This window comes from Coleofasciculus sp. FACHB-1120, assembly GCF_014698845.1.
GTDB lineage: Bacteria > Cyanobacteriota > Cyanobacteriia > Cyanobacteriales > FACHB-T130 > FACHB-T130.
Genome location: NZ_JACJTV010000040.1, coordinates 24,476 through 48,199 on the forward strand (window position 1 = coordinate 24,476; position 23,724 = coordinate 48,199).

Here is a 23,724-nt window from a genome sequence, read left to right on the forward strand (position 1 = left end):
TAGACAGCTTGTACAAGTAGTTTAATTAAAGCTTCATCTAAATCAACTACTACAAACCGAGGAAGAAAATGTCTAATAATAAAATCAAAGAACAAATTACAACGGATCTCCATCAAGCCAAAGAAACCGGACAGCTAAGAGCCGAGCGAATTCGAGAAATTGTTCAATCTGCTGTATCTCAGGTGGGTTCGGAGTTTAAGGAAGGTTCCACCGAACTTCGCTCAATTGTTAAAGATGCGGTTTCCGTTGTTCTGGAAAACTTGCAGGAAAAAGGTGGCGAACTGAAAGAAGAAGTCGCGGCTACCATTGAGGGAGCGGTTGAAGGCTTTAGCCATATCAGACATCGAAATATTGCGAAAACGCAAGCAGAGGTTAAACAGCTACAGGCTCAACTGGACAACGAAGAAAATGAACTCCAGCAAGAGATTGATAAACTGCTAGTAGACATCGAAGAATCTGGTAAAGATACCTCGCCTTCTACCAAAACTGCCCTGGAATCTGCAATTAATAACCTTAAAAACAGTGACGAAGTCGCATCGCTGAAAGAGCGTTATGCTCAACTGCAAGCTCAACTAGCGATTCTCCGAGCGAATTTAGCTGCACGTTACGGGGGACGCGCCGAGGATGTGAAAGGGTACCTGGATGAAGCGAAGCACTGGTACGACCGTTCTCGACCTCAAGCTGAAGTAATGGTTCAGCAGGTAGAAGAAAAGCGATCGCAGGTTGAAGAAAAACTGGGTGATGCTGGGGTAGCGATCGCTAAAAAAGAACGTCAGGTACGGCAAATCTTAAGTGAGTTGTTACGAACAGCAGCAGATGCGATCCGAGAAAAGGAACCTGTCAGTAAATCAGGCACTCCTAAAGATTCCCACCATTAATAAAAACAGAACCGGCTAAGTCTTGGCCGGTTCTGTTTTTTAAAACTGAATTTTTAAATCTGTAGTCGGCTTTTGCCGCGCAACCATCACCAAAATAGACGCTGCCCTCACCACTTGCCCTTACCTCTACAGAGGTAGACTACAGATACAAGGGAAGAAGCGTCTAACCATAACCTTGGCTTAGTATACGCCTTCTCTATCCATTCTTTCATCGTGCTTCACGATTACCCAAAGTGCATGAATACTGCCGGGAACCCAACCCAGAACCGTGAGCAAAATGTTAATGAATAAAGTTGGACCCACACCAACGGTTAGAAAGATCCCTAAAGGAGGCACGAGAATACCAGCAAGAATTCGGGCTAATTTCATGAGACTACTTCAACTTTCTTATTTAAACTCTTATCAGTTCTATTCTCCTAAATCAAGTAATTGAAGACCTCCCTCTAACGAATTATCTTCGTTTGGATTGGATAGTATACAAAACTACATTCATCTTTGCCGCCTCCAAACGAAAAAAGGAGAAACAGCATTTAGCTTTCCTCCTTTTAACCTCTCATCACTTCTACGTCTCTGGATAGAGATTAAGCTTTAGTTCGTTTTTAACTCACTGCTGCTGCCGGTTAGTACACCTAGATTTCTCTCAGCAAAGTATTTGCTGATGAAAGTATTCGCAAAAGACAGGACAACGGGTGCCAACAGAAAAGCTAGAATTCCCCGCATTGCAAATCCTGGAACCAAAATTGAAGCTAGCCAAAAACAGATCCCGTTAACGACGAGCGAAAACGTTCCTAAGCTGACAAAGTTCAGCGGCATAGATAGGAAAGATAGAGTTGGCTTAACTGAGGCATTGACGAGTCCAATCGCCACAGCAGCAATTAAAGCAGCGGGAAATGTAGCAATATCAACGCCTGGGACAACTAAATCAACAATCAGCAGGCTAAGAGCCGTAGCTAGCCAAGTAAAAAATGTTCCCATCATGGTTTTTCCCTTAAATCGACGCAATAGAAAATTTTAAAGTCCTGTTACTATGCTCAGCGATCGCCTAGCCTTCAACCTCCCTACGAAGGTAGATTTTTTCTAAATGTGATCGCATGGCACTGGATAAAAATAATTTCAAAAATATGATGTTTTCGCACGACCTCATCTAGGCTGAATGGCACTGGCTTAAGAGGCTTGAATTTTAATTCAGGCTTCACCGCGCAAACTCGTTGAAACGGTTTGAAATCCCTAGCCAGTTGAGTTCCGCTAACTTTAGCGATGAGCCACATGAATTATTTCAGGGCAGAGATAAAGTTAAGCTTAAATCAGTACCATTTCATTTAGAGGCTTTATGCGATTAATAACTAAAAGCTCAAAGTAGTCCGAATTGCTCCTACAAAAATATCGTTATTCCTGGAAATATGTCCAGGATCAGTAACCATAAAAAAAGCTGGAGTTATCGATAGATTATCGCTGACGCGAAAGCGATAAAAAACCTCGTAATGCAAGGAATTTCCATCATCCACATCTTCAATTAGAAGACCTGCATTTAACCGCGGCGGTTGACCCACTAGGAAAGCAAGCAAATCTCCTTGTCTGCCAAATAGATCGGAGAAACCTAAAGAAAAAAGGTAAGTGGTGGTTAAAGCCAGAGCATCGGAGTTCAGAGAATTGGTTAAAATGGCACCGCCCCAAGTCCCAAACGTAATGTTAGGATTCAATCGCCATTGGAAAGTAGCGCTGACAGCATGAATTTGGGAAGGCTCATTAAAACCCCCCGAAACATCTGCATTATTGCTACCTGTAAAAGTATCTAATCGACCATCGCTAGAATAAGCATTTACATAAGCTAAACCAGTGATGATGCTGGAGCTGGGTTTAAGTAAAAGCTGCACTCCCAAAGCACTATGATCCGAACTCAATAAACCTTCTTCACCATTATTCGCATTCCTCGTTCCATAAGCAAATTGTAAGCGAACTTTATTTGAAAGCAACCAATCAAAACCTAATCCAGCATCCAAATTCCCAATTTTAAACACGGGATTTCCGCCCGCAAAACGCGAAATGGCTCCCTGTCCAGCATCAGAATAAGGAGTATTAATGCTCAGAACACTGCTTAAGCTAAAGCCGACAGGTTTGAGAGTGAAAACAATGCGATCGCCAAAACCAGAAAATCGATATTCCAGCGAATTCAGCTCAAGTTGATTGTCCAAATCGGCTTGATAAGAAAGCAGAGCCATATTGGTATTGAGCGACTCAACATTTGTAAAGCCGCGATTCGCAAAATTACCCGTTGCAAGTCCTAATCGCAGGACATCTTTACCTGTAAAAGAAGAAAGGAGTTGCAATTGCGTCAGATGAGTGAGAACGGTGTTACTTTCTCCTCTTCCAGGAGGGTCGCCTCCAAAAGCTGTTTGCAATCCTAAGATGACTTCTCCTCCCAAGACTGTAGTTGTAGAAAACTGGTGCGCTTCTAAATGAGCCGTCCGAGCTTCGAGATTATCGATACGACCTCGCAAAGTAGCCAGTTCGGTCGCAAAATCTGTTTGAAGTTTTTGCAAGGTTTCTAAGTCTTCTTTACGGACTTTATCAATTAACCCAGAAGCCTTTATTTCTCGAATTTTTTCCAAGGCTGCATTCAATCCAGCCGCAAATTCGTAGCGGCTTAAGGCACGATTTCCTCTAAAAGTTCCATCTGGATAACCAGAAATTGCGCCGTAACGTTCTACAAGCGATCGCAATGCCTGATACGCCCAGTCACTCAGCTGCACATCCGACAGTTGAAATACGGGTGTCACCTGCTCCATACTGTTTTCAGGCGAACCAGGTTCCGGTTCTACCTGATTCTGAGTGAGAAGATCGGGTGAGACTGGAGCGATCGCATTCGGCGCGATCGCGTCTTCTGAAGTCGTCTGCACAATCTCCTCAGCGTATATTTCCTCAGCGTGTATTTCCTCAGGGTGTATTTCTTCAGCACCAGATGAAATTGAGCTTGCAGTTACACGAGGATTGTCTGCAATCCCAATCGGTTGAACAAGTGTGCTTTTAGGCGTTAGGGATGAGGAAAAATCGGGCGAAGACTGTTCTGGAGAGCTTTCTGGAATGCTAGTTACACTATTCTGTGGGGAGACTAAGGGCGTAATCCGCCGCTCATTTTCCTCGGTTACTTCAGAATCTCCGAGTGGGATGAGTCCATCAGTCGGATTTGTAGCGATCGCTGGTTTAGATAAAAATAAAGCTGATACTCCGAATAAGAATAAAAAATCTTTAGTGTCCACATTGTTACCTCACACTTGCGAATAAAAGCCTAAAATTTTTGCCATGATAATCTACTGAAAGTTGGTCAGCTATCAGGTGCAATCCCAGTTGTCAGCGTCCCCGGAAAAGAACTGCCGACATTCGGTTCTTTTCCTCCTACACCAAAAACCTGAATTTTAGTGACTGTACCATTTGCATTGATAACTGTGGCGGATGCATTATTACCGCTCAATCCAACTGAATTAGAGACCCCCGCATTGTTATTAATTGTGGTGGATTGGGTATCGAAATCTACACTAATGTTGCTAACTGTTCCATTAGTCGCCGTAAAAGTAGCAGTATTTTCGCCTGTTCTCGTGAAAACTCCAGTAGTAACGCTTGGGTTGAAAATCAAAACGGATGTTTTCCCTTTTTGCCCATCAAAGTTACTATCCCCACCCGTCAGAGCATCTCTTAAGAAAGTTGCCTCAAAGCTACTGATTCTTCTAACTTGATTTCTGACTGCTGCCAACGTATCAATCCGAACAAAATTGAGTGTCTGCTGAACCTCATAAGACTCTTGAGCAACGATGCTTTCTTGCCCCGGCCCCAGACCTGCTGCTAGCGTAATCGTGCTATAAAACCCCTGAAGGTCGAATTCTACTGGATTTCCCACCCCACCGGCTGAGGCAACTACAACCTGCCCCCCTTTCAGGGAAACGGGATTACTGCCCGTCGGAGTCGCGATTGTCACGCCATCCGTGAGGGCAAAATGTTGTGCCGTGTTCGTCGCAGCGTTGTACACGACCATGACGGCACTGCTACCCTGCGATGGCGATAAAGGCGGTGCGGCGGGACTACCTGGTGCGGCAGGGGTTGGTAACGACTGAAGCTGGATTGTACTGGTTGGCGTTTCCACAGTCGTCACGGCACTACCGGGTGGATTAATCACGAGGGCGATGCCATCTTTCAGTTGTAATACTGTTTCAGTAGCAACGCGATTTGTGAGTTGAAAGCGGCGCAGCCCTGGCTTAAATAGGAAGGTGGTACTCTGATCGATTCGCGCCAGAGAGCCTTCATTAAAGAGTAGTTCCGCCCTCGCACGTGCCGCCGTCTGTAGGGCATCTCTAGGAGCTAATACATCCGCTTTTTTGGCAGGTCGGGCTGGCTTGTTTCTTAATAGCAGTTGGACATTATTTAACAGTTTGTAAACTTCAGCACGGGTAAGTTCATCTTGCTGAGCCAGACTCGGAGACATTCCATACATCTGTAAAAGACTGGCAATAATAAAACTTAGACTTAATGACCAAATCTGTTTTGCCACCGTTGCATACCTTGAATGATGAATTTATGTCAGCTAAGCAAAAAGGTAAATGCCTACAAAATACTTAATTTACGAGCATTTTCAGCCTACAGCTACTGAGGAATTTCAATGAAAAAACTCCTAAAAATTTTCCAAATCCTGATGTAAAAAGTTAAAATTTTTTAACAAATAGAGAATACATCGCTTACCTTCTTACCCCAGATATTGTTGTAATTGTTTATACAAATAGTCTCTGTAGATAGGCGCGATGCTGCTCTTGTAGCCGCTTTACTACCCATTACCAACTACTTCCGAATTACATCTGACTCTTCATACAGCCGTTTCTTCGAGAATTCGGAAGATTTGAAGGAATCGAATGATATGCTCCTAGCTGTCTGGGTGCTAAGTTGAGCAAATAGCACCAGGCAGAGGCAGATTCAGGTAAGCATATTCAGGTAAACCAAGGATGGAAAATTTGAAAAAATTACGTGTAGCAGTGATTATTTTGGTAATTCTAGGCAGTTTCTTGCTCAATCCTGGTGACACGAGCCTAGCAAATGTAATAGCTTCTGATAACGCTATTTATGAGGAACGCAGCAACCACAGCTCGGAAGGCATTGGCAAGTTTTATATGGGTCGAGAAATCGCCAAAGTAATGGGACATGAGGGAGCATTTTGGCTGGAACGACCGAGTCGAGAAGTTGAGGAACGACCGTCTAAAGTGGTGAATGCCCTCGGCTTGAAACCCACTGATATTGTGGCAGATATCGGAGCCGGGACGGGATACATGAGCTTTCGCATTGCTCCCCTCGTGCCACAAGGGAAGGTGTTGGCGGTGGATGTTCAACCGGAGATGCTCGACATAATTAATTTCATGAAAAAAGAGGAAAATATTACGAATGTCGAGCCGATTTTAGCTACGATTAAAAACCCAAATTTGCCGATAGCAAGTGTTGATTTAGCGTTAATGGTCGATGCTTATCACGAATTTGAGTATCCCAGAGAAGTGATGGAAGCACTTGTGAAGGCGCTTAAACCAGGTGGACGTGTCGTTTTAGTTGAGTATCGCGGTGAAAATCCATTTATTCTTATCAAAGCACTGCACAAAATGACTCAGAAACAAGTGCGTAAAGAAATGTCGGCGGTGGGTTTGCAATGGGTGGAAACGAAAAGCTTTTTACCTCAGCAGCATTTGATGATATTTCAGAAGCTGGAGGGATAATAAAATTTTGGGCTTCTACTGCTATATTCAATTCCCCCAACCCCCGCGCTTACGCGCCGCTACGGGCCGCTACGCTAGAAAAAAGGGAGATTGGGGGGGTATGGGAGAAAGTCGGAAGCTTAAGATTTCCGACCAAACTTCGTTTTTAAATCATTTAGTGTGGGTGATTTTTGTGGCGTGCGATCGCTTGTTTTTTTCACACCACTTCCGCCACTCGCTTCGCCTGCTGATTTCATCGACAAACTAATGCGTTTCAACTGCTCGTTGACTTCTAGAACTCGCACCTTCACGACTTGTCCGACTTTGACAATCTGTTTTGGATCGTCTACAAATCGGTCAGAGAGTTGCGAAATATGCACTAAACCATCTTGGTGAACGCCGATATCCACAAACGCGCCAAAGTTAGCAACATTCGTCACAATCCCTTCCAGTTCCATGCCAATTTGGAGATCCCTTATTTCTTTGACTCCTTCCTTAAAAGTGGCATACTTAAACTCGGCGCGGGGATCTCTTCCCGGTTTTTCCAGTTCGCTGATAATATCGCGCAGCGTTGGTTCGCCGACGGTATCGGTGACGTATTTCTTCAAGTTAGTTGACTTGAGTTTTTCTGCAACCTGCGTAATTTGCTCCAACGGCACATTTAAATCTTTAGCGATCGCTTGTACAACCCCATAACTCTCAGGATGCACAGCTGTATTATCTAAAGGATTTTCGCCAGCACGAATCCGCAAGAAACCAGCCGCCTGTTCAAAGGCTTTTGGTCCTAATTTTGGCACTTTCATCAGTTCCCGGCGGTTTTTGAATGCACCCTGCTTGTTGCGATAGGTAATGATATTTTTGGCAACCGTTGGCGTCATCCCAGAAACAAAGGTCAAAAGTTCCTTCGAGGCGGTGTTTAAATCTACGCCGACATAGTTGACGCAACTTTCGACTGTATCATCTAGCTTCGTTTTCAGTAATTTTTGATCGACATCGTGTTGATACTGTCCGACGCCAATCGATTTGGGGTCAATTTTGACGAGTTCGGCTAAGGGATCTTGCAAGCGACGACCGATGCTGATCGCACCGCGAACGGTAATATCCAGATCAGGAAATTCTGCGATCGCGACATCACTCGCAGAATAAATCGATGCTCCCGACTCATTCACCATGACTTTAATCGGTTTGCGATCCATCGTCTTGAGAATTTCTGCAACAAACTCATCCGTCTCTCGTCCGGCGGTGCCATTACCGATGGCTATTAGTTGAATATTGTACTTTTCAATCAATTTCTTGATAGTGCTGGCAGCCTTCAATCGCTGCTCGGCTGCTTGATGGGGAAAGACAGCCTGGTATTCTAAAAATTGCCCCGTCTCATCAAGAACGGCAACTTTGCAGCCAGTCCGAAATCCCGGATCGATTGCCAGCGTTGGCTTCATCCCTCCTGGACTCGACAGCAGCAACTCCCGCAAATTGCTTTCAAATGTCTTTATCGACTCGACATCTGCATAAGCTTTTCTATCAGCACGTACTTCGCTAATCAGGGAAGCTTTCATCAAACGGTTGAAGGCATCTTTGAGCATTCCCCGATAAAAGTCTCTCACCGCCGGGACTTTCGTTTGAATTTCCTGCGACTCCAAATACGACAGGACAACTTCTTCATCGAAGGAAAGTTCTAAGTTCAACACTTCCTCCGTTTCCCCTCGCAGCAGTGCGAGTAAGTTGTGCGGCGCAATATTTTTCACCGAAGCCTGGAAATTTCGGTACATCTCAAATTTGGTGGAACCTTCGGGGTGATCGTTTTTGATGCGCGAGACGAATACCCCTTCGTTCATCAAATAGTCGCGTAGATGCGATCGCACCTCAGCTTTTTCAGACACCGCCTCCGCCAGAATGTCAGAAGCACCTTTAAGCGCCTCCTCCACCGTCTTCACTCCCTTTTCTTCAGAAATATACTTTGCCGCCTCTGACTCCAGAGATGCAGGCTGAGCAGTGCGATTGTTCAGCGACTTGATAAACTCTGCCAAGGGTTCCAGTCCTTTTTCCCTAGCGATGGTGGCGCGTGTCCGCCGCTTCGTTTTGTAGGGTAGGTAAAGATCCTCTAGTTCGGTTTTTTGCACAGAGGATTCGATTTTAGCTTTCAGCTCATCGGTGAGTTTACCTTGGGATGCGATCGCTTCCAGAATCGCCGCCTTGCGCTCTTCCAGCTCCGTCAAGTATGTAAATCGCTCCGACAGGTTGCGAAGCTGGATTTCATCCATTGTGCCAGTCCGCTCTTTCCGATAACGAGCAATGAAGGGAATGGTTGACCCCTCAGCGAAAAGTTCCAGCGCACTTTGCACCTGAGAAGGTTTGAGGGAAAGCTCTTGTGCCAGTAGTTGAGGAATGTTCAGCATAGCGTGTGCGTTCAGTCTGCCTTTCCAAGGATAAGCTGAGACTTGCCTAGGATACTATCGCTCGTACTAAGGCCGGTAGGTATCCGCTCTTATCACCAGCCACCATGACTACATCACTCCTAGACAAATCTACCCCACAGCCACAGCAGCGATTTGTCCAGCATAGTCTAACTTGGCAGCAATTAAAGGTAATCTCTCGCTCTCTTTTACCCCGTGAACCCAGACAAAACTTTATAAAAGTTGGAGAAATAATGGGTGCTAACTTGACCCCAGCGTCAATAATCCTGCTGGAAAATCCGCTACTAGCTGCCGCTGTCTTAACCAAGGCGCACCCATAAGAGTTTCCCTAAATGCGGCTCCAGCAACGACTTCAATGGTAAATTCCTCTCCATCCAATACAACTTTTCCTAAGTAGGTTTCAAGAGAGGTTTCACCCATTGCTGTTAGTATGTCTCGTCCATCCAAACGACTCCAACCAAGTCCTTGCAAATCCTGGTCGTTAATTGCCAGCCATTCAGTTGAGCCTGTATCCAGCAGTGCTATCGTCGGGAGAACCTCGCCATTAGCAGAAATTAAATCAATTTCAAAAAATAGCTGACCTATCTCATCAAACTCACCTTGGATCATACCCGTCCGACAACTCCTGTCTCATTAAGACGAAAAGTATAAAAAATTGCTTTTGGGTGTTTCTCGCGTGCCTTTAGTAAGGCAGTCATACTGTCTTGAGCGATAAAGTATTCCTCACTATCAGGCTCAATGGCAATGAACCAGTTGTAGTGATCTTTAATCAACTCAATTCGGAGCCGCTCAAAGATTGGACGACAACGCTGGCGAAACGCTTTGATGTCGGCTTCTTTTTTGGTTCTTTCTTCTGAAGATATGATGAGTTCTGGGAATATTCTGCCGCGTCGTGCTTGGCGCTTAGATTGTTGCTGGGTCATATTTTTAGAGTTACATATATTTAAAGTGATTATATCCTAACAATAGGAAAACTTATCTTTTGTTTAAAAACATTTAAAAGCGATCGCTTCTTTTTTTTCAGAGAGCGATCGCTTCTAATTAAAATTTGTTCAGACGACAAAAGTTTGTCCAGTTGCAAAAGCAACACTTCAAGTATTTGTTCCTAAACTTTCCCTTCCTCGAAGTTTGGTTTATCAAACATTCCCTTCAGTTTCTACTGGCACTAAAATGTACTTTACCTGCTTATCAGGTCCCTTGACAATCTGAGGTTCCGATGGAGTGGCATCCTCAGATGCACCTTTCAATGCTTCTCCCGCACCTCTGACATTCTCATTAACATTATCCGCTGCATCCTTGAGTACATCCACTGTACCTTTCACAGTCTCGTTAACATTCTCCGCTGTACCCTTAACTGTGCTAAGGGTATCTTTTACGGTGTAATTAACATCCTGGGTGACACCCTTAACTTTGTCCCCTACATCGATTACTGTGTCGTTAACGCTGACAGCTACGTTCTTTACGCCATCACCGACACTTTTTACCGTTTGGTTAACACTGTCAGCGGCATTCTTAACGCTGTTTCCTGCACTTCTTACTGTCTGGTTAACCCGATCAACGGCACCCTTATTTGCCAAAGCGCCAGCGATCGCACCAACCGTAGCACCAATGAATGCTCCAATCGCTATTTTAGTGAACGCATTATTCATGCTTGTATCTGCTGGAGGGGCATCATATTGATGCGGAATTTGTTCAACAAATATTTCATCTTCATCCAAAACCTTGTCGTTATCAATCATGAAAATCGTCTCCTCTCTACTAAATAGATTCTACTAAATAGAACTGATGGATAGCCGTCCGCTTAAATAAGCAAAAAGCAATATTCTATTATCTAAACAAATGGAGGAAAATCCTCGGCTAACGCTTAGCTAAAACCAAACTTATTTGCCATTTCTTTTAGTTGGCAAAGGTTGTTAATAAGGGCATTTAACAAAAGTTAGGAGTTATGAATTATGAGTTATTCACTCTCAACTCTTAACTCCTAACTCTTCCCTCAACCATTAGCAGTCGTTAAAGCTAACTTCTAAATCTCAGCCTAAATGTCAGATGTATCTTCATAACGTTGGAAACCAGAAGCTTCTCCTTCTTGGAGATAGATTGGATTCGCATCTAGTGACGTTTCAGACTCTGAAGACAGATTTCGATTAACAACATCTTCCTCATCGGGACCGGAAATATATGCTGTCTGCATATCCATGTTTCTTTCCATGCCCATATCACCAGTCGTGACTTGCGGGGTATTTGTGACTGGGCGTTCTTTAGCCAGCTTGACGTTCTGCTCGTAAGATGGCTTCATATCTTCAGCTTTATCCTGAACTGCGTCTAATCCAGCTACTGTAGATTGCTTGGCATCCTCAGTTTTATCCTTTAGCTGGTCTGCTGCACCGGCTACAACTTGCTTGGCATTTGAAGCTGTGCCCTTTACTGCGTCCAATGTACCGACTACAGCCTGGTTAACACCTTCAGCGGTATCTTGTAATGTGCCGACTACTGCGTAGTTAACACCCTCAGCCACACTCTTGGCTGCCTCGCCTATACCTTTGGCTGTCTGACCAACGCCGCCAGCTACAATTTTTGCCGCCTCGCCTACACCTTGGGCTGTCTGACCAACACCGCCAGCGATAGTCTTTGTCGCGTCGCCTACACCTTTGGCAGCGTGTTTCACACCCTCAGATGTTCTCCTACCAGCCACTAGGCCCGCTAACGTGCCTAATGTAGCACCGATAAGTCCGCCCATCAGCGCTCTCGATAAGGCTGGATTCATGCTGCTGGATTGTTGCCCAGCTTTTATGGCAGTAGATTGTTGCCGAGCATTAATGTCGTTGGGTTGTTGCCGAGCATTGATGTCATTGGATTGTTGCCGAGCAACGGTTTGAGATGTAATCGTAGGACTATTTTCTTCTCTAACTACCCCAGTCGGCATGGTTGTGCTTTCTGTACGAGTATAGGGTTGAGCTGTTGCACTATATCCAGCATTTTCGTCAGGTCTATCGAAATTTGGTGTATTATTGGTCATCATTTATCTCCTTTAGTTCCCAATCAGCGATAAGCCACTAACGTCGTTTTGCTGTAGCTCGTTATCTATCGACAACTCTAACGAACGTAATCAAGGACTTAACTGAGCTAAAGGCAGACCTGACTGAATACATCGTGTGCCTGTAGTTGTATATGGACAGCCGGAATTCTCGTATATGGCTATACCAAGGTAAGTATTTAACGATGTCTCCCTTGAGGTCGGTGTAAGTGTATACCTGCGATCGCTAAATTGACGATAGCTGTTACTAGACAGACAGATCGTTAAGCCGTTTTGGTAGGCAGGAGACGGGCATCATGACACAGAGCAATCAGCCTTTTGATCGGCATGACGAAAATGCTGACCGGATTCCGGCACAGTCCAGCGTTCCGCCAGGAGACCCTAATGACACGAATATAGATGGCGCTGATACGGGGTTAGCAGGAGCGAATGAAGATAACGCAGCTACAGAAGAGTCCCATGTTCAGCCATCAGGCACCCGTAAGCGTGTCGCTAATGCGGCTTTAGCTGGAGCAACTTTTGGTGCTGTAGTCAGCGCGGCAGCTGCGGCGTTTACTGGTAAGACTGTAGGTGAGGGTCTTAAAGCGATTGTTGAAGGTGCCGCGGACATAGTCATAAGAGGTGCTGCTGCGGGTGTTCAACCGACTCTTGAAGGTGCAATAGATAGTCTGAAAGGCGCTGCGGTGGCTGTTCAACCTGTTCAACCGACTATTGAAGATCCCTGGGATACGCATAAAGCTGCGGTGGCTGTTCAACCTCCGATTGAAGATGCTAGCGGCACACTTAATGCTGCTGCTGCGGTTGTTCAACCTACTGTTCAACCTACTGTTCAACCTACTGTTCAACCTACAATCCAACCTACTATTCAACCTCCGATTGAAGATACCAGGGACACATTTAAAGCTGCTCCTGAGCCTGTTAAACCCCCAGTATCTCTTGTTGATCCTGTCCCCGAATCAGAATCATTAGATCCGCCCCCTGCTACTGGTGCAACGGGTAGTATTGCAAATGATGTCATGAACAGCTCTGCTTTAGTACAACTATTGCTGAATCAGGTGGGTAGTGAACTGGCGATGAGTTTCTACGAGCAGTTACCAGCAGTTGTCTTGGCTGAAATTCAACGCTTAAGTACCAACCCCACTCCGGAAGAGCAGCAGCGAATCAGAGACAGCTGGACAAAAGCTCTAGAACCCATCGCTATTGCGATTATTCAATCGGGACAATTATTCAAACCCGGCACTCTGTATCCAACAAACAATTATCCAACCAACAATGGGCATCAGAAGTATACTCATTCAACTGGAGACAAGTTGAATTAATAGATATCTAAAGTTGAGAATTTTGAGGCAAATATTGATAGTAAAATTTTACTATCAATCAAAGTTTGGTTGGACTGCGGCAAAGAAACCCAACTCAATTTAGCATTGGTTGGGTTTCTTTATCGTTGGGTTTAACCTACTGTTATTGAGAATGCGATCGCTTACTTTTAGCAGCCGCCTTTATTTAGCGGCTCAAACAGCTTTTAGGTGCTTCTTTAAGTTGATTATGGCGATAAAAACCATTTAAGTTAAGCAAAGCAGAACGATAGCGAATTTTTCTGACATTGTTTCTTCCTGGGCTATTCAGTCTGCTAATTACAGTTGCTCTTGCCACTTTCAAATAACCTTGATTATCCCAATTAACCAGTCGGGTGCCTGATGCGTTTGGCGGTGGATTTTGCCGACCGATATCTCCGACGATTTCTATCGCTTCGCCGCTGACTGTTTTATTATTAACTGCACCGCTAACACAGGCGGTTACTTCGCCAAGAGTTTTGGTATCGTAGAGGTTGCCGACTAAGCGATTTCCTTTCTTACTAAATACATAACAATGACCTAAATCTAAACCCTGCTGGTTCCCAGTGCCAGAGGGAGGTTTGCTACAAAATGTGTAATTACCATTCGATAGGCTTTGAATAGACTGAACTGGCGTTGGAGTTGGGGTTGAAGTGCTGGATGCGATCGCAGTAATTTTTAATGGTGTCGCTGCCCAACGTTCAGTTGGATAGATTTCTTTTACTTCGCCACTAAATGTAATTGCTTTTCCTTCTGCCTTGAAACTATCAGGAAGATTACAAGTTGCATATCTTGTGCCATCCTGTCCTTCAGTTACAATGACATAAGTTTCCCCAACCAGTGTCACCTTGCCCTTTTTGTCTTTCACCGTTTCTACTGTTTTTCTATCGTCATAGGTACATGTAGAAGAAAGCTGTGCCAGTTTGGAGGGTGATGTTTGTGATATGGTTACTGTTTGGCTTGACTCGGAAGATTGGGATAAAGCCATGACGTACTTACTAGAGGCGATTGTTCCCACAATGGTAAGAAATAGGCTAAAAAATAGGATTGGTTGACGATGAATACGCATTTTGATTGATTGCGGCTAAACTAATTATGTACTACACTAGTTTATAAATTATTTCCGAAAAATTTGGTTGATTATTGTGTCAATATTTTAACTGACATAAAAGATTGAGTTTGACGGTCTGGGAAATATAGCAATCCTAAATAATTCGTGAAGTCAAACTCCCAAATTTAAATAATTTGGGGATATAAACTCCTAATATCTCATAACTCAAATAGAATTGTACGCGAGTATTCGCCTTGGTATAGAGATGCGATTAATCGCATCTCTACAAGAGTTCGCAGACGATAGAAAAAAGCTGCAAATTTTATTCACTAAAATTTATTTGCTTTTATCCTTGCTCGTACATCTGTTTATGCTTTGCTAAAAGCTGTAAATATTTCTCATTCATCTTGGCTTGCGTCCATTTTTCTTTGAAGATTGCTGCTGATTCAGCTTTCACCGGATCTATTTCATTGGGTAAAATCTCTTTCCTGGCTGTAAGCTGAGCTTCTTTAGAAGTTTCTTTTTGAGGATTGGACTTAAATTTTCTGCCGCTTTTATGATTGGCGTATCTGCGGGATCGCGTATAACCCATTTGTAAAAATTTCCGCGCCATATCCGCGCCGACAAAATCATCTTGGACAAGGTAATCGAGAAACATCTGGTAGATTTTTTCGCTAGATTCTCTAGCAATTTCCGGGGTTTTGAAGCGCCAGTAAGGAAGGATTTCCGATTTGTAGGGTTCAACCAAAAGCACTCCCTGCTCACCCTTGCCTACTCGATAAAGTTCCGGAGAAGTACGAAAATCGATTGCTTTAAAGTCTAAAGTGTAATCAAAGGGCATGATAATTTTTATTTTGAATAATAGACTTAAAGAAAAAAGTCTTGCTTCTATCGAAAGTAACGAAAGGAGTCTTTTGTGCCATGCTCTCTAGCCCCCAATCCGTCAACGCTGCCCTTTCCCCAGGCGATCTGCGTCGAGTCCACCACATTGCCTTGAATGTCCACGATCTGCAAGCTTCCCGGCACTTCTACGGGGATATCCTAGGTTTGTACGAACTGACGGGTGAAGAAGTGCCAACTACACTGCGATCGCTTGTATCATCAGGTAAAGTTACCAACTTCGTCACCCCCGATGGCACAGTCCTCGACTTGTTTTGGGAGCCGGAGTTGCCACCCCCAGACAATGACCCTCATCGCGCTTTTACCCGCGCCAATCACCTCGCCTTTGACATCGACCCGCAGTTGTTCGAGCGGGCAGTCGAGGTGCTAAAACAAAATCAAGTTCCCATCGATCATGGCCCTGTTAGCCGTCCCACCGGACGAGGCATTTACTTTTACGACCCAGATGGATTCCTGATTGAAATTCGCTGCGATCCAGAAGAAACTAAAAAGGAAAGTCTCTAATGGGAGTGTGCCAGTAGTGCAGCTAATTAAGGTGATGGAGGAGGCGTTAAACAAGCCTCCGATCGAATATGAACCCCACAAGCACACGCTGAAAGCTTGGGCAATGTATTGTCTGCGAGACAGAGGCTTTAAAGTGGTTTACGCAGATAAAGCCGATTTTGCCGTTGAAACTCGTGCTGGAGAGAAACTCTATTTTAAAGTGGCAAATAGTGCAGAGAATTTAGACGGGAAATCTGGCTGGATTGTATTGGATGGCTCAACTAACAGCGTCAGCATCACGGCACCTCAATAGTTCAAGTTCAATAGTGCAAGTTCACATCTCGCACTGCGCGGTTGAAACCGCACACTGACAGCAAGCATACAAACGAAACCTGTCTACATAGGTTATAAAACCCTTGCTTTTCGGCTACCGTGTATACACAATTTTCGGCCGACCTTTCCTCAAGCCCCTCTTCGAGACGACGAGGGGCTTGAGTCTGGGAGCGCTTTGAGTCAATACGTCACTTGTATGTACAACCGTAGCCACTCACCAGAGAAAGCAAGAGAAATTGGGATCTCTTCCTACCCGATGCTCTGTGCATAAAAAGATTCCTAAAAACAGATAAGTAGCTAGAGCGCCGATTTATTAGTCTGTAGGGGCGAAGCATACCCTTTAGGAAGGTTTACACCTCTGGGGGAAATTTATGCGATCGCCCAAGATTTTTTTGTCTGATGCCAATTCACTATTTTGATGTCACATTTGCGATCCTCTCAACCCCTCTTCAAAAAGAGGCAAATAGACATATTTGTAATAGACATAAAGTGAAATGGTCTAAATGCTTCGCCCTTTCTTTTATCCATACCCATCTCCATACCCATCAATGGACTGACGCTCTAGGTGAAAGTCAAGCCAGACTGGGGAGAGACGCCAGGAAGCCTAAAATACAACGAGTTTTTACTCCTGAGAGAACTTATAACTACCATTCGGTAACTTTGTTTATCTTCTGACTCTGCATATCTCCTGAGAAACAAACCTATCAATCATTACAGCTCAAGTGAGCTACTGTTTCTCCCTCGGAGGGAGCCATGAAAACAAAATATTTCTCTGTTGTATTTACTTCTGTACTGGCTTTAGGGCTAATTGCTTCAATTAATCCATCTGTTCGAGCAAATCCAGCTCTTTCTCAAAAGAATATCGCCAAAACTGGTTTCAGCATTACCACTGAAAAGCCCCAAGCATACAACCCACCAAATCGGGGATATCCGGAACGTCGGGAAGGTGCCGGTAGCTACTAAGCGGGCTGATAGAAAAGAAAACTGTGAGTTTTATAATCTTTCCATTTTGATAGGCTACGGTTTTTTTGATAATCATGAATAGAAATAAATCAACCATTTTTTATCATTGATTACTGCCTTTTGTTCATTGCAAAAATTTAACGCTTCGTTTTTACATCTGATTGCATAGACGAGATTCGTTCCGGTTCACATTTGGATTATTTTTCAGGTAGTTACGCAAGCGATCGCATCCTCGCGTCAGTAAGTTATCGAAATCCAAATTCCATAATCTGATGCCGCTATCTTCACTCCCACTCATCAATACTGTGCCATCTGGACTAAAACTGAGGCTATTAATCTTTCCAGAATGTCCAATCAGTGTTTTTATCGGGGTAGCATCGGCAATATTCCAAAGTTTAATCGTGCGATCCGCACTGCCAGAAACTAACACTCGTCCATCTTGACTAAAAAGAATACTTGTCACCCCGTCACTATGTCCTGCAAGTGTATTGATAAGGGTGCCCTCTGCGACTTTCCAAAGCTTAATCGTGTTGTCCCAGCTTGCGGTTGCAAGAATTTTGCCATCGGGACTGAACGCAACCGATGAAATTGCTAAACCATGCACTTGTAAATTTTTTACAGGCATTTCTTCTGAATTATTTTGATTTTTTATATTCCATAGTTTTACAGTGTTATCAGCGCTGCCAGAAGCTAGAAACTGACTATCTGGACTGAAATTAACACTATTTACCGTATCGCTATGTCCCTTTAATGTTTGGATTAATGTGCCATCTGCTACACGCCACAGTTTGATATTTTTATCGGCACTCCCAGAAGCCAACAGTTGACCATTTTGACTAAAACTGATGCTAGTTACTCCATCGGTATGCCCTGTCAATGTTTGAATTAACGTCCCATCGCGCCACAGCTTAATCATTTTGTCAGCACTAGCAGAAGCCAGCAGGGGCGGGGTTTTTCCCGGTTTGCTATCCGGACTCCAAGCTACTGCATTCAGAGTAGATTGATGTCCGACCAGGGTTTTAATTAACACTTTCTCGGCGATGCCATCTCGACGCCAAAGTTGAATTGTTTCATCCCAGCCCCCAGCAGCAAACGTCTTGCCATCGGGACTAAAACTCACGCTATAAATACCACTCTCGGATGATGTTTTTATAGTATTACTAATGTTCCAAAATCTGATAGTTTTGTCTGCACTTGCAGAAGCCAATAGGGGCGTATCCTGGTTATTTGTATCAGGGCTAAAGCTTACGTCTAAAACTTCTGCGTTATGTGCTTTTATCCTTTTTACAAATGTTGCTTGGAAACTAGATTTAGTATCCAGACTCCATATTTTCACTGTCCCGTCAGCACTCGCAGAAGCTAAGAGTTGACCGTTAGCACTAAAACTGATGCGATTAACTGGAGCCGTGTGACCTTCAATTGTTTGCAATAATTTGCCCTCAGCATTCCAAAGCTTTATCGTGTTGTCACCGCTGGCAGAGGCAAGGATATTTTGAGAGGAGAATACAACATGAGTAAATCGTGAACCGAAGCTATCTGTATTAGCAGGATTGCTCTGTCCAGTAATGCTCTTAATTAACGTGCCATCGCTACGCCAAAGCTTGATTGTTTTATCTTCACCGGCAGAAGCAAGAATCTTACCATCTGGACTAAAATTCACGCTCCAAACCCAACCAGCGTGTCCGTTCAATGTTTTGAGCAAAGTACCATCAAGACGCCACAATCTCACTGTCTTATCGCGGCTAGCAGATGCTAAAAACTGACCATCGGGGCTAAAACTGATGCTTGTTACCCAATCTGCGTGTCCGGTAAATGTTTTCAGTAATGTGCCATCAAGACGCCAGAGTTTGATATTTTTATCGGCGCAAGCAGAAGCAATCAAATTACCATCGGGGCTAAAAGCGACACCGATCACCCTCTCTTTGTGTTCTAAAGATTTGATTAATGTGCCATCTCGACGCCAAAGCTTCACGGTGTTGTCATCGCTAGCAGAAGCCAGAGAATTTCCATCAGGACTGAAAGTCACGCTATTCACTTTTTGAGTGTGTTGCTGCAAGCGATCGCTCTCTTGCGTTTCCTCAACCGCTTGTCCTAAAGTCGCTACCGTTCTGACTTTGGTGGATTCAGGTGCAGAAACTTGCTTGAGTTGTTGCGCCGCTTTCACACTGGCAATCAGCGCTTCTAATTGCTGATTGGATAACAAAAGTGCCTCTGATGAGGCATTTAATGCCTCAATTTCCCGCACCTGCGCCGCTTGTTTTTGCCCATAAGCCAAGCCGCCGAACCCAAAAGCAGCAAGTCCCAAGATCCCGATCGCCACAACCGCAGACTGTGCCTGTCTCAGTCTTCTTTTTGCCTGTAATTGTTGCTGATGTCTGGCTTCCAGACACGCTTCAATAAATCGCTGCACATCTTCCGATAATTCGTCGGTGTATTTGATATAAATTTCTTCCGCTTCCGCTAGCCGGACTCCTTGCAGTAAGAAATCAGATTCTTGACCGCTTTGTTGCCACATTTGAGCTGCTTGCTCAATCTGGCGTTCTTGTCGCAATCGCTCCCGATTTTCCTCCAACCACCAGCGCAATGTTGACCAGTGGCGGATTAAAATTTCATGGGCAACTTCTACAGTGACTTCCTGTTGCAACAATCGTAGAGAAGTTGCATTGATCTCTGGTGCTTCGCCCCTACTTTGCGCGATCGCATCCCCTTCGTCCTCCAAACCGATCGCAACCAGCTTGGCATTCGTCAAGACTTGCAGGGTTCTCTCTACTAAGCCAGCGGGATACTTCTGTACCACCAAATCTGATTTAAATATCCGCCGCCGAGTATCTTCCGTTCCTTCTCCCAGCTGAGTTAACGACAAGAAAATCCAGCGAGCGCAACCTTGAGCCTCTGGGTCTAAACTATCGTAAACGCCTTGTGCTTTGCGTTCTAAGGCTCCTTTAAGTCCACCAATTTCCTGAAAATAAGCTTGTAGCGTTAATTCACCCCCATGACGGTGTTCCCACAACTGCTCTAAAACAAATTCCAGCAAAGGTAAATCGCCTGCACTGGCGTGGGGAGAACCGCTACCATACAACTCCTGACATAAAACTTCCACCAAATCTGGTTCTACTTTTAAGCCGACTTTTTCGGCTGGATTAACAATAACCCGGCGATAGTCGTCCTCCGTTAAACCCGGTGGAACCAGTACGCTTGACTGCTGTAAAATTTTTGCCAATGCCGGGACTTCTAAACAAGCGGCGATGAAATCTGCCCGCAACGTCAGGATCAGCTTAAAGCGATCGCTTGCATAGTTCACCGCCCCCATCACCAATTCTAAAAAGCGCTCTGTGTCTTCGCTTGGCGCAAGCGTGAATAATTCCTCAAACTGATCCACCACCAAAACGACCATTGGCTCAGTTCGGCTACGCACCCAGTAAACAAAGCCTTCTACCCCCTGATACAACATTCCTTCTAGTTGCTGTTGTTGGTAGGCTTTTTCTCTCTCCGTACCGGGATCGACCAGCCGCCGCGCCAAATTTTCCAAGGGACGTGCGCCTGGTACGATCTGCCGAATCCACCAGCGATCGCTTCCAGGTAGCTGTTTACCCTGTCGTAACTGAGCAATTAATCCCGCCTGCACTACCGAAGACTTCCCGCTGCCAGAAGCACCGACAACTGCCAATAAGGAGTGGTGTGCCAGGTGGTTAATCAGTTGCTGCGTTAAATTTTCTCGACCGTAAAAGTATTGTGCATCTTCTTCCCCGAATGCTCTCAACCCCCGGTATGGGCAGACTCCTAAATCAAAACCTTCTGCTTGTTCAATGCCGCGCGATCGCGTATTTCCAGGTAAAACTTCAATGACGCCTTGTGCGCCTGATAGCCAAACTTGGAATGGAGTACCGCTTCCTGCCAAGGAAACTTGTAATTGAGTAATCCACCCGGCTGCGGTTAACCCAGTTGGCTGATTAGCTGCAACTAAGGTATCCAGTAAAGCTTGGGCAAATTGTTCTGGCGCATCTGTGGGAGAGATCGCAGCGATGATACACTGTCCTTGCTCTGAGCCAAGTTGCAAATCTTCTACCCAATCTGAACAAGACGATGGGGAATCTCCTCGACTCCTCGGTTCTTTGATTCCTCCCGGACAATCCAAGATAATAATGTGTTGAGTAACTGTCGCGTGACGTAACTGTTGCCTCAACCAGGAACGACTCAGACGAATATCATCTCCCAGTACCAACATCGCCTCCCCAGCTTCAGTTTCCTCAATGTGTCCGCGCAGATACAATAAAGCCGTTGTCGGTTCAGTTTCCGAGATAAAAGGCGATTCTGCGTTGGAGACACTTCGCGATCGCAAGCACTTAGCGATCGCTTCCCGTACATCCGATCCATTTGTTCCCCGCCGAAGCCAGTATTCCAATTCAAAGCCACCAGCACCGCTTAGCACCTTGCTCAACGCTAGAGTAATTTGATTGCTAGCAAGTCCCTCTACGACCAGTGCTTGTCGCGGATAAGGCGATGCCACAGTCACAGGTTTAAGCCCCAGAATCAATTCACCCACCCCTTCTACAATCCGCTTCGGTGTTTGTAAGGGATATTCTGGATGCAACTGACTTTCACCGCGACCGCGATGCTGCTGGTTAATCAGGCGTAACTGCTGGTTCGTTTTATCTATATATTGCAGCGTCTGATAGTAAACATATCGGTAAAGCCCATCCGCCTCAATTACGCCCTGTGCATCTGCTGCTTCACCCTGCAATCCCCGCATTAAATAATAAGTAAACACCCCATGCCCTAATTCTGGAAACTCCCAGGATTGCTGCGCTTGATCGCAAGACAGCAAAGCATAGAATCCTTTACTTTTTTGCGCCCGTTGCCGCAAAACTTCCACAAGCTGGGGTGTCGGATTGGGCAAGGGTTCTGATGAAGGTGTTTCTCCCCTCGCCCCCCATAATGTCATGCCACCACTATGACAAGCATCCAGCCACACTAGCTGCTGATGTGCAGGACTATTTCCCAACACCTGCAACAGTTCCTGCAAAGATAACCCCGTACCGAGTAAATTGTCCTTCTGGGTATCGGCAAGACACAAAACCGCCTGCTGTCCGGACGCAGAACCTCCATCCCTAGAGGGTTCTAGCATCCCGTGCCCGGAAAAATAAAACAGGATCGTATCCTGTGGTTTAGCCGCCGTCGCAATTTGCTGCAAACTGGTACGAACCGATGCCAACTTGGGCAACTGGGCGGCAAAATCGTGATGAATTCTCACTTCCTTTTGCGGAAATCCCTGAGTTGCGCCTGCCAACGCATCTGCCAACCCCTGACAATCCACTGCTGAATAACGCAGAGAAGGCAGTCGCTCATCCTGGTATTGATTGACTCCCACCAATAGCAACCAAAGTTTCGCTTGCCCGGTTTCTAAGGCAAGCGTTGAGCGACTGGTACCAACGCTAACTGGAGACATTTTTTTAGGGATTGGTAATTGGAAAAAAGTTGTAGCGAATGCCACCGGCAATTTGGGTAGCAGCCGTAGTCAGATAGACGCCCCTTCGCAGACGGTTCTGCTAGATTCAGTTCTAGCACCCCTGGACGCCCATCCAAGTTGCAATTCTATCTGTCCGTGCCAATCTGGGGCACTCATTGCAGTTATGACAACAAGCGATCGCGCCAGTATTTTTTCCATTTTGGAGTTCTCCTGTAAATGATGATGCGTTCGGGTTTGAGCCTCTTCATTCACTGAATAGGTATTCACTGAATAGGTTTACCTCAGTTGTTTTATGCAGTTTTAGCTAGGATGCTACTAGAAAAATTTTAAATTTGAAAGAATTAGAAATAAAAACAGCTTCCCCAACATCAAGAGAAGCTGCAATTTATAGAAAATGTTTTCTTGGCTTAAATCAACGATATTTCCATGACAGAATCTAGGTGAGAGCGCTAAGTTTTACCCCAATATTTGACTCTCCACTCCTACTGAATTCCGCTAAAGATTTAATGAAGCCTAACCCGGCTAGCACCACCTCTGCGTCTACCATTGGGTGCGCTTCGGTCTGCTGGTGGGGGTGCGGCGAAGCAGGCGGATGAGATTTCTATTTTGGCAATTTGTGCTTGTCTTTCCGCAGTACAAGTGAAGTCTTGAGGAGCTGCAAAAGTTGGATTTACTAAACCCATAGCCAATGCTGTACTGGAAGCCACGATTAGGTAACGTTTCAACATAGCAGAAATACTCTAGCAATAATGCTGTTTTGCTTTAAAACCCTTTCCTGAACTACATAGGTTTAACTTACTTTTTATATGCACTGTCCTGATTTACCCATTCAGGCTAATCCGGGAGGGCAATTGTTAGCGTCGTAGCACTCTCTTTAGGGATGCGGTCGGACGAACTTCAGGAAGAAGCGATCGCTTTGAGCCATACTTGGATTTTTTTGTAGCTACAGAAACCTTCTGGATATGCGTAATTCTTCTCGTAGTTTGGCTTCTACTGGCGGGGGGAATTCCTTTTTTCGTCCTGGGCTGGTTTGGATATTTGGTAGTCCCGCATAGTAATGGTAGGCTGGTCAACCAAGAACCTCAATCATTGCAGACAACTTAATGAACTGCCCCAAGTGCCAATCTGCTCAAATTATCAAATACGG

Annotated in this window: 20 protein-coding genes; 6 read left to right on the top strand and 14 right to left on the bottom strand. The window is 45.0% G+C overall.

Going from position 1 to position 23,724, the window contains the following annotated elements; translation table 11 throughout:
• Positions 1-68 precede the first annotated feature (68 nt).
• Positions 69-878 carry a histidine kinase gene (locus tag H6H02_RS23570; RefSeq protein WP_190822379.1) on the top strand — a complete coding sequence of 270 codons (810 nt, stop codon included), beginning with the start codon at positions 69-71 and terminating at the stop codon, positions 876-878.
• Positions 879-1,058: 180 nt separating this feature from the next.
• Here H6H02_RS23570 and H6H02_RS23575 read toward each other — a convergent pair whose 3' ends face one another.
• The 4 genes from H6H02_RS23575 to H6H02_RS23590 all read right to left on the bottom strand — a co-directional run bounded on the left by H6H02_RS23575 (position 1,059) and on the right by H6H02_RS23590 (position 5,418).
• The gene (locus H6H02_RS23575) at positions 1,059-1,247 is read right to left on the bottom strand and encodes a YqaE/Pmp3 family membrane protein (protein ID WP_190822381.1); all 189 of its coding nucleotides are present in this window, start codon (positions 1,245-1,247) and stop codon (positions 1,059-1,061) included.
• Between the two features lie 219 nt (positions 1,248-1,466).
• Complete coding sequence (locus H6H02_RS23580) at positions 1,467-1,856, bottom strand: phage holin family protein (protein WP_190822383.1); 390 nt, start codon at positions 1,854-1,856, stop codon at positions 1,467-1,469.
• 365 nt (positions 1,857-2,221) lie between these two features.
• On the bottom strand, positions 2,222-4,135 hold the full coding sequence (locus H6H02_RS23585) for an iron uptake porin (protein WP_347342642.1): 1,914 nt from the start codon (positions 4,133-4,135) through the stop codon (positions 2,222-2,224).
• Between the two features lie 65 nt (positions 4,136-4,200).
• Complete coding sequence (locus H6H02_RS23590; RefSeq protein WP_190822385.1) at positions 4,201-5,418, bottom strand: hypothetical protein; 1,218 nt, start codon at positions 5,416-5,418, stop codon at positions 4,201-4,203.
• Positions 5,419-5,863: 445 nt separating this feature from the next.
• On the opposite strand from H6H02_RS23590, the gene H6H02_RS23595 reads away from it, so the two are divergent.
• Positions 5,864-6,619 (top strand): class I SAM-dependent methyltransferase, encoded by a 756-nt coding sequence (locus H6H02_RS23595; protein WP_190822387.1) that lies wholly within the window; start codon positions 5,864-5,866, stop codon positions 6,617-6,619.
• 119 nt (positions 6,620-6,738) lie between these two features.
• Here H6H02_RS23595 and H6H02_RS23600 read toward each other — a convergent pair whose 3' ends face one another.
• The 5 genes from H6H02_RS23600 to H6H02_RS23620 all read right to left on the bottom strand — a co-directional run bounded on the left by H6H02_RS23600 (position 6,739) and on the right by H6H02_RS23620 (position 12,031).
• On the bottom strand, positions 6,739-8,994 hold the full coding sequence (locus H6H02_RS23600) for a Tex family protein (RefSeq protein ID WP_190822389.1): 2,256 nt from the start codon (positions 8,992-8,994) through the stop codon (positions 6,739-6,741).
• 258 nt (positions 8,995-9,252) lie between these two features.
• Positions 9,253-9,621 (bottom strand): aspartyl protease, encoded by a 369-nt coding sequence (locus tag H6H02_RS23605; RefSeq protein ID WP_190822391.1) that lies wholly within the window; start codon positions 9,619-9,621, stop codon positions 9,253-9,255.
• Positions 9,618-9,935, bottom strand: coding sequence for a hypothetical protein (locus H6H02_RS23610; protein WP_190822393.1), 318 nt, complete (start codon positions 9,933-9,935; stop codon positions 9,618-9,620). The genes H6H02_RS23605 and H6H02_RS23610 overlap by 4 nt, the downstream gene beginning before the upstream one ends.
• Before the next feature lie 213 nt (positions 9,936-10,148).
• On the bottom strand, positions 10,149-10,751 hold the full coding sequence (locus H6H02_RS23615) for a hypothetical protein (protein ID WP_190822395.1): 603 nt from the start codon (positions 10,749-10,751) through the stop codon (positions 10,149-10,151).
• Positions 10,752-11,047: 296 nt separating this feature from the next.
• Entirely contained in the window at positions 11,048-12,031 is a 984-nt protein-coding gene (locus H6H02_RS23620; RefSeq protein ID WP_190822397.1) for a hypothetical protein, read from the bottom strand.
• 311 nt (positions 12,032-12,342) lie between these two features.
• Here H6H02_RS23620 and H6H02_RS23625 point away from each other — a divergent pair, with 311 nt between their 5' ends.
• Positions 12,343-13,365: a PT domain-containing protein gene (locus H6H02_RS23625; protein ID WP_190822399.1), complete on the top strand. Its 1,023-nt coding sequence runs from the start codon at positions 12,343-12,345 to the stop codon at positions 13,363-13,365.
• 184 nt (positions 13,366-13,549) lie between these two features.
• Here H6H02_RS23625 and H6H02_RS23630 read toward each other — a convergent pair whose 3' ends face one another.
• Positions 13,550-14,449 (bottom strand): hypothetical protein, encoded by a 900-nt coding sequence (locus tag H6H02_RS23630; RefSeq protein ID WP_190822401.1) that lies wholly within the window; start codon positions 14,447-14,449, stop codon positions 13,550-13,552.
• A gap of 328 nt (positions 14,450-14,777) precedes the next feature.
• Positions 14,778-15,272, bottom strand: a complete 495-nt coding sequence (locus H6H02_RS23635; protein WP_190822403.1) for a DUF4385 domain-containing protein — start codon at positions 15,270-15,272, stop codon at positions 14,778-14,780.
• A gap of 80 nt (positions 15,273-15,352) precedes the next feature.
• On the opposite strand from H6H02_RS23635, the gene H6H02_RS23640 reads away from it, so the two are divergent.
• The 3 genes from H6H02_RS23640 to H6H02_RS23650 all read left to right on the top strand — a co-directional run bounded on the left by H6H02_RS23640 (position 15,353) and on the right by H6H02_RS23650 (position 17,110).
• Positions 15,353-15,835, top strand: a complete 483-nt coding sequence (locus tag H6H02_RS23640; RefSeq protein WP_190822405.1) for a VOC family protein — start codon at positions 15,353-15,355, stop codon at positions 15,833-15,835.
• A 16-nt stretch (positions 15,836-15,851) separates the two neighbouring features.
• Positions 15,852-16,127, top strand: a complete 276-nt coding sequence (locus H6H02_RS23645) for a hypothetical protein (RefSeq protein WP_190822407.1) — start codon at positions 15,852-15,854, stop codon at positions 16,125-16,127.
• A 773-nt stretch (positions 16,128-16,900) separates the two neighbouring features.
• On the top strand, positions 16,901-17,110 hold the full coding sequence (locus tag H6H02_RS23650) for a hypothetical protein (protein WP_190822409.1): 210 nt from the start codon (positions 16,901-16,903) through the stop codon (positions 17,108-17,110).
• 151 nt (positions 17,111-17,261) lie between these two features.
• Here the strand turns inward: H6H02_RS23650 and H6H02_RS23655 are convergent, their stop codons facing one another.
• The 3 genes from H6H02_RS23655 to H6H02_RS23665 form a co-directional block, all read right to left on the bottom strand.
• Positions 17,262-22,556, bottom strand: a complete 5,295-nt coding sequence (locus H6H02_RS23655) for a caspase family protein (RefSeq protein WP_190822411.1) — start codon at positions 22,554-22,556, stop codon at positions 17,262-17,264.
• A gap of 69 nt (positions 22,557-22,625) precedes the next feature.
• Complete coding sequence (locus tag H6H02_RS23660) at positions 22,626-22,844, bottom strand: hypothetical protein (RefSeq protein ID WP_190822413.1); 219 nt, start codon at positions 22,842-22,844, stop codon at positions 22,626-22,628.
• A gap of 236 nt (positions 22,845-23,080) precedes the next feature.
• Positions 23,081-23,305 carry a hypothetical protein gene (locus H6H02_RS23665; protein WP_190822415.1) on the bottom strand — a complete coding sequence of 75 codons (225 nt, stop codon included), beginning with the start codon at positions 23,303-23,305 and terminating at the stop codon, positions 23,081-23,083.
• Positions 23,306-23,724: the final 419 nt, after the last annotated feature.